The 701-nt window shown below is 40.1% G+C and carries 1 protein-coding gene; it reads left to right on the top strand.

Annotated features, from left to right (window positions below; all coding sequences use genetic code 11):
- On the top strand, nt 1-701 hold a 701-nt coding region (locus tag CWM53_RS20200; RefSeq protein ID WP_133124368.1), incomplete at both ends, for an ATP-binding protein.

A 701-nucleotide genomic window follows, 5' to 3' on the forward strand; every position in this document is an offset into this window, starting at 1 on the left:
TTTGAAGATAGCGTAGTCAACACAGTCAAGATTACGTTAATGGGTGGGGCTAAATGGGATGCCATCGATCAAAAATATAAGTTTTCGAGATCTCTAGACCACGTTCCTGAAATCGACACGACCTGTTACATTCTTAAAGATGCCCATCTAGAAGAATTCATGCGTGTAATTTCTGAATGTGGCAATGGACAGAACTCGCTTGAATTAGGTTCTTACAAACTCAATGAAAATGCACGCGCTTATGTTGATGGAAATAAATTATTTCAGCGACATGCTGCTCTACTTGGTAGCACAGGTTCAGGTAAATCGTGGACGGTTGCATCAATTCTTGAAAGAAGTTCACGACTACCATCTTCAAACCTCGTGGTATTCGATTTGCACGGTGAATATAAAGAACTTTCCTATGCAAAACAATTGAGAATACCAGGGCCGGATGAGGTTGATGTAGAGGATGATTCTCTACTATTCCTACCCTATTGGTTGCTCAATTCAGAAGAGATTCAGTCATTATTCGTTGATCGAAGTGAATTCAGTGCACACAACCAAGTTGTGGTTGTTCAAGATGCAATTACCGAGCAAAAGAAAGATTTCCTTCAAACGAATGGTAGAACCGACCTGCTGCAGTCTTTTACACTCGACAGTCCAATTCCATATTCTCTGAGTAATGTCATCGGGAAGCTAAAATATTTAAACGAAGAGAA

The organism is Klebsiella sp. A-Nf5 (genome assembly GCF_002810545.1).
In the GTDB taxonomy this organism is placed as follows: domain Bacteria; phylum Pseudomonadota; class Gammaproteobacteria; order Enterobacterales; family Enterobacteriaceae; genus Klebsiella; species Klebsiella variicola.